The sequence below is a fragment of the Microbacterium sp. 4-7 genome (assembly GCF_014332665.1).
Lineage (GTDB): Bacteria > Actinomycetota > Actinomycetes > Actinomycetales > Microbacteriaceae > Microbacterium.
The window spans coordinates 1-5,533 of record NZ_MCRH01000002.1 but is presented as its reverse complement, the minus strand read 5'-3'; the positions used below and the strand labels follow the sequence as shown (position 1 = coordinate 5,533).

Annotated in this window: 3 rRNA genes; all 3 read left to right on the top strand. The window is 54.4% G+C overall.

Annotation, left to right across the window (positions count from 1 at the left end):
• Window positions 1-256: 256 nt before the first annotated feature.
• The 3 genes from BEP68_RS04095 (at window position 257) to rrf (ending at window position 5,525) form a co-directional block, all read left to right on the top strand.
• Window positions 257-1,781 (top strand): 16S ribosomal RNA (locus tag BEP68_RS04095).
• Between the two features lie 412 nt (window positions 1,782-2,193).
• Window positions 2,194-5,298 (top strand): 23S ribosomal RNA (locus BEP68_RS04090).
• Window positions 5,299-5,407: 109 nt separating this feature from the next.
• Window positions 5,408-5,525, top strand: a 5S ribosomal RNA gene (rrf, locus tag BEP68_RS04085).
• The 16S, 23S and 5S rRNA genes sit together here, the layout of an rRNA operon.
• Window positions 5,526-5,533: the final 8 nt, after the last annotated feature.

Sequence of the window (5,533 nt, the reverse complement as noted above, 5' to 3'; positions counted from 1 at the left end):
TAAGATAGAGAAGTTGCCCTTCGGGCCTGGTTGTGATGACTGGGTCGTGGGAGCATCCGATCCTTGAGAACTCAACAGCGTGCACTTGTCAAATGCCAAATAACCTCGATTCAGCTTCGGCTGGATGAGATTCCTTTGGATCAAAGACCAACCTCCTTGTGGGGTTGGCAACGGATAAAGTCAGCAATGATTTGTCTCTTTGGTCAGCATCAAACTCGCTGCGTCACCGTTTTCCCGGTGTCGTATGCATTTCTTTTTTACGGAGAGTTTGATCCTGGCTCAGGATGAACGCTGGCGGCGTGCTTAACACATGCAAGTCGAACGGTGAACACGGAGCTTGCTCTGTGGGATCAGTGGCGAACGGGTGAGTAACACGTGAGCAACCTGCCCCTGACTCTGGGATAAGCGCTGGAAACGGCGTCTAATACTGGATACGAGTAGCGACCGCATGGTCAGTTACTGGAAAGATTTATTGGTTGGGGATGGGCTCGCGGCCTATCAGCTTGTTGGTGAGGTAATGGCTCACCAAGGCGTCGACGGGTAGCCGGCCTGAGAGGGTGACCGGCCACACTGGGACTGAGACACGGCCCAGACTCCTACGGGAGGCAGCAGTGGGGAATATTGCACAATGGGCGCAAGCCTGATGCAGCAACGCCGCGTGAGGGATGACGGCCTTCGGGTTGTAAACCTCTTTTAGCAGGGAAGAAGCGAAAGTGACGGTACCTGCAGAAAAAGCGCCGGCTAACTACGTGCCAGCAGCCGCGGTAATACGTAGGGCGCAAGCGTTATCCGGAATTATTGGGCGTAAAGAGCTCGTAGGCGGTTTGTCGCGTCTGCTGTGAAATCCGGAGGCTCAACCTCCGGCCTGCAGTGGGTACGGGCAGACTAGAGTGCGGTAGGGGAGATTGGAATTCCTGGTGTAGCGGTGGAATGCGCAGATATCAGGAGGAACACCGATGGCGAAGGCAGATCTCTGGGCCGTAACTGACGCTGAGGAGCGAAAGGGTGGGGAGCAAACAGGCTTAGATACCCTGGTAGTCCACCCCGTAAACGTTGGGAACTAGTTGTGGGGTCCATTCCACGGATTCCGTGACGCAGCTAACGCATTAAGTTCCCCGCCTGGGGAGTACGGCCGCAAGGCTAAAACTCAAAGGAATTGACGGGGACCCGCACAAGCGGCGGAGCATGCGGATTAATTCGATGCAACGCGAAGAACCTTACCAAGGCTTGACATATACGAGAACGGGCCAGAAATGGTCAACTCTTTGGACACTCGTAAACAGGTGGTGCATGGTTGTCGTCAGCTCGTGTCGTGAGATGTTGGGTTAAGTCCCGCAACGAGCGCAACCCTCGTTCTATGTTGCCAGCACGTAATGGTGGGAACTCATGGGATACTGCCGGGGTCAACTCGGAGGAAGGTGGGGATGACGTCAAATCATCATGCCCCTTATGTCTTGGGCTTCACGCATGCTACAATGGCCGGTACAAAGGGCTGCAATACCGCGAGGTGGAGCGAATCCCAAAAAGCCGGTCCCAGTTCGGATTGAGGTCTGCAACTCGACCTCATGAAGTCGGAGTCGCTAGTAATCGCAGATCAGCAACGCTGCGGTGAATACGTTCCCGGGTCTTGTACACACCGCCCGTCAAGTCATGAAAGTCGGTAACACCTGAAGCCGGTGGCCTAACCCTTGTGGAGGGAGCCGTCGAAGGTGGGATCGGTAATTAGGACTAAGTCGTAACAAGGTAGCCGTACCGGAAGGTGCGGCTGGATCACCTCCTTTCTAAGGAGCATCTGACTCTTCGGAGTCCAGAACCCAGATCGAAGACGTTCGTTCTTCGCTGGGAGCTCATGGGTGGAACATTTGACATGACATCAGCGCAGCTGAGTCTCGTGAGTACGCTGACCTTCGGGTTGGTTGGAAAGTGGGGCTTCGTGAGCGGGGTGTCTGCACGCTGTTGGGTCCTGAGGGACCGGATGCGATCTTCGGATCGTTTCTGTACCTCTGGGCCTCTTGTTGTTTCCCCTGTGGGGGTGGCGAGAAGGGGTACCGCCCGTACTTTGAGAACTACACAGTGGACGCGAGCATCTTGCAGCCGGCTTCGGTCGGTTGCACAAGATGATCTTAAAGATCATTAGTCAATTTCATGCCAGGCCTTCGGGTCTGGTGTCGATTCTGATTCAAACTCATGTGATTTCAAGTCTTTAAGAGCAAACGGTGGATGCCTTGGCATCTGGAGCCGAAGAAGGACGTAGCAATCTGCGATAAGCCTCGGGGAACTGATAAGCAAGTTTTGATCCGAGGGTGTCCGAATGGGGAAACCCCGCTGGGCGGCGTGCCGACCTAGTGACTCCCGCCTGAATATATAGGGCGGGTAGAGGGAACGTGGGGAAGTGAAACATCTCAGTACCCACAGGAAGAGAAAGCAACCGCGATTCCGTTAGTAGTGGCGAGCGAAACCGGAACAGGCTAAACCTAGCGTGTGTGATAGCCGGCAGGCGTTGCACGTTGGGGGTTGTGGGACTTTTCAGTCATCTCTGCCGAGATGGCGGCGTTACACGATGGTATAGACGAACGGTCTTGAAAGGCCGGTCATAGAGGGTGCCAACCCCGTAGTCGAAATGCCAACCGTGGCGCGAAGAGTATCCCAAGTAGCACGGGGCCCGTGAAATCCCGTGTGAATCTGTCAGGACCACCTGATAAGCCTAAATACTCCCAGATGACCGATAGCGGACAAGTACCGTGAGGGAAAGGTGAAAAGTACCCCGGGAGGGGAGTGAAATAGTACCTGAAACCGTTTGCTTACAAACCGTTGGAGCAGCCTTAGTAGCTGTGACAGCGTGCCTTTTGAAGAATGAGCCTGCGAGTTAGCGATATGTGGCGAGGTTAACCCGTTGAGGGGTAGCCGTAGCGAAAGCGAGTCTGAATAGGGCGATTCAGTCGCATGTCCTAGACCCGAAGCGAAGTGATCTATCCATGGCCAGGTTGAAGCGACGGTAAGACGTCGTGGAGGACCGAACCCACTTAGGTTGAAAACTGAGGGGATGAGCTGTGGATAGGGGTGAAAGGCCAATCAAACTTCGTGATAGCTGGTTCTCTCCGAAATGCATTTAGGTGCAGCGTTGCGTGTTTCTTGCCGGAGGTAGAGCTACTGGATGGCCGATGGGCCCTACAAGGTTACTGACGTCAGCCAAACTCCGAATGCCGGTAAGTGAGAGCGCAGCAGTGAGACTGTGGGGGATAAGCTTCATAGTCGAGAGGGAAACAACCCAGACCACCAACTAAGGTCCCAAAGCGCGTGCTAAGTGGGAAAGGATGTGGAGTTGCCTTGACAACCAGGAGGTTGGCTTAGAAGCAGCCACCCTTGAAAGAGTGCGTAATAGCTCACTGGTCAAGTGATTCCGCGCCGACAATGTAACGGGGCTCAAGCACGCCACCGAAGTTGTGGCATTGACATTATTGGTAGGCCTTCGTGGTCCAGCCGTGTTGATGGGTAGGAGAGCGTCGTGTGGCCAGCGAAGCGGCGGTGTAAACCAGCCGTGGAGGCTACACGAGTGAGAATGCAGGCATGAGTAGCGAAAGACGTGTGAGAAACACGTCCTCCGAAAGACCAAGGGTTCCAGGGTCAAGCTAATCTTCCCTGGGTAAGTCGGGACCTAAGGCGAGGCCGACAGGCGTAGTCGATGGACAACGGGTTGATATTCCCGTACCGGCGAAGAACCGCCCAAGCTAATCCAGTAGTGCTAAGTGTCTGAATCCCAGTGACTGATCCCTTCGGGGTGACGCGTTGGGCCTAGCGCACGACCCCATTCTGGTGCGGTTAGCGTATTAACAGGTGTGACGCAGGAAGGTAGTCCAAGCCAGGCGATGGTTGTCCTGGTGCAAGTGCGTAGGCCGAGAGATAGGCAAATCCGTCTCTCACATAGGCTGAGACACGATGCGGATAAAAAGTGGATGATCCTATGCTGCCAAGAAAAGCATCGACGCGAGGTTCTAGCCGCCCGTACCCCAAACCGACTCAGGTGGTCAGGTAGAGAATACCAAGGAGATCGAGAGAATCGTGGTTAAGGAACTCGGCAAAATGCCCCCGTAACTTCGGGAGAAGGGGGGCCTTCGACGTATTAGGACTTGCTCCGAAAGCGTTTGGAGGCCGCAGAGACTAGTGGGTAGCGACTGTTTACTAAAAACACAGGTCCGTGCCAAGTCGCAAGACGATGTATACGGACTGACGCCTGCCCGGTGCTGGAAGGTTAAGAGGACCGGTTAGCCGCAAGGCGAAGCTGAGAATTTAAGCCCCAGTAAACGGCGGTGGTAACTATAACCATCCTAAGGTAGCGAAATTCCTTGTCGGGTAAGTTCCGACCTGCACGAATGGCGTAACGACTTCCCAACTGTCTCAACCGCGAACTCGGCGAAATTGCATTACGAGTAAAGATGCTCGTTACGCGCAGCAGGACGGAAAGACCCCGTGACCTTTACTACAGCTTGGTATTGGTGTTCGGTGTGGCTTGTGTAGGATAGGTGGGAGACTGTGAAGCATGGACGCCAGTTCATGTGGAGTCATTGTTGAAATACCACTCTGGTCACTCTGGATATCTAACTTCGAACCGTAATCCGGTTCAGGGACAGTGCCTGGTGGGTAGTTTAACTGGGGCGGTTGCCTCCCAAAAAGTAACGGAGGCGCCCAAAGGTTCCCTCAACCTGGTTGGCAATCAGGTGTCGAGTGTAAGTGCACAAGGGAGCTTGACTGTGAGACTGACAGGTCGAGCAGGGACGAAAGTCGGGACTAGTGATCCGGCAGTGGCTTGTGGAAGCGCTGTCGCTCAACGGATAAAAGGTACCTCGGGGATAACAGGCTGATCTTGCCCAAGAGTCCATATCGACGGCATGGTTTGGCACCTCGATGTCGGCTCGTCGCATCCTGGGGCTGGAGTAGGTCCCAAGGGTTGGGCTGTTCGCCCATTAAAGCGGTACGCGAGCTGGGTTTAGAACGTCGTGAGACAGTTCGGTCCCTATCCGCTGCGCGCGTAGGAAATTTGAGAGGATCTGACCCTAGTACGAGAGGACCGGGTTGGACGAACCTCTGGTGTGTCAGTTGTTCCGCCAGGAGCACCGCTGATTAGCTACGTTCGGGATGGATAACCGCTGAAAGCATCTAAGCGGGAAGCCGGCCTCAAGATGAGATTTCCATACCTTCGGGTGAGAGGCTCCCAGCCAGACTACTGGGTTGATAGGCCAGATGTGGAAGTGCAGTAATGCATGCAGCTGACTGGTACTAATAAGCCGATGACTTGATAACACACCGTTTGTTGGTGCTACGCGTCCACTGAGTGGTTCTCGATGTACGGTCGAGAACCCTACAGACAACAATGATTTGTCTATAGGTTTGATTGAAACATCAATAGTGTTTCGGCGGCCATAGCGTGAGGGAAACGCCCGGTTTACATTCCGAACCCGGAAGCTAAGCCTCACAGCGCCGATGGTACTGCAGGGGGGACCCTGTGGGAGAGTAGGACACCGCCGGACTTCTTTTA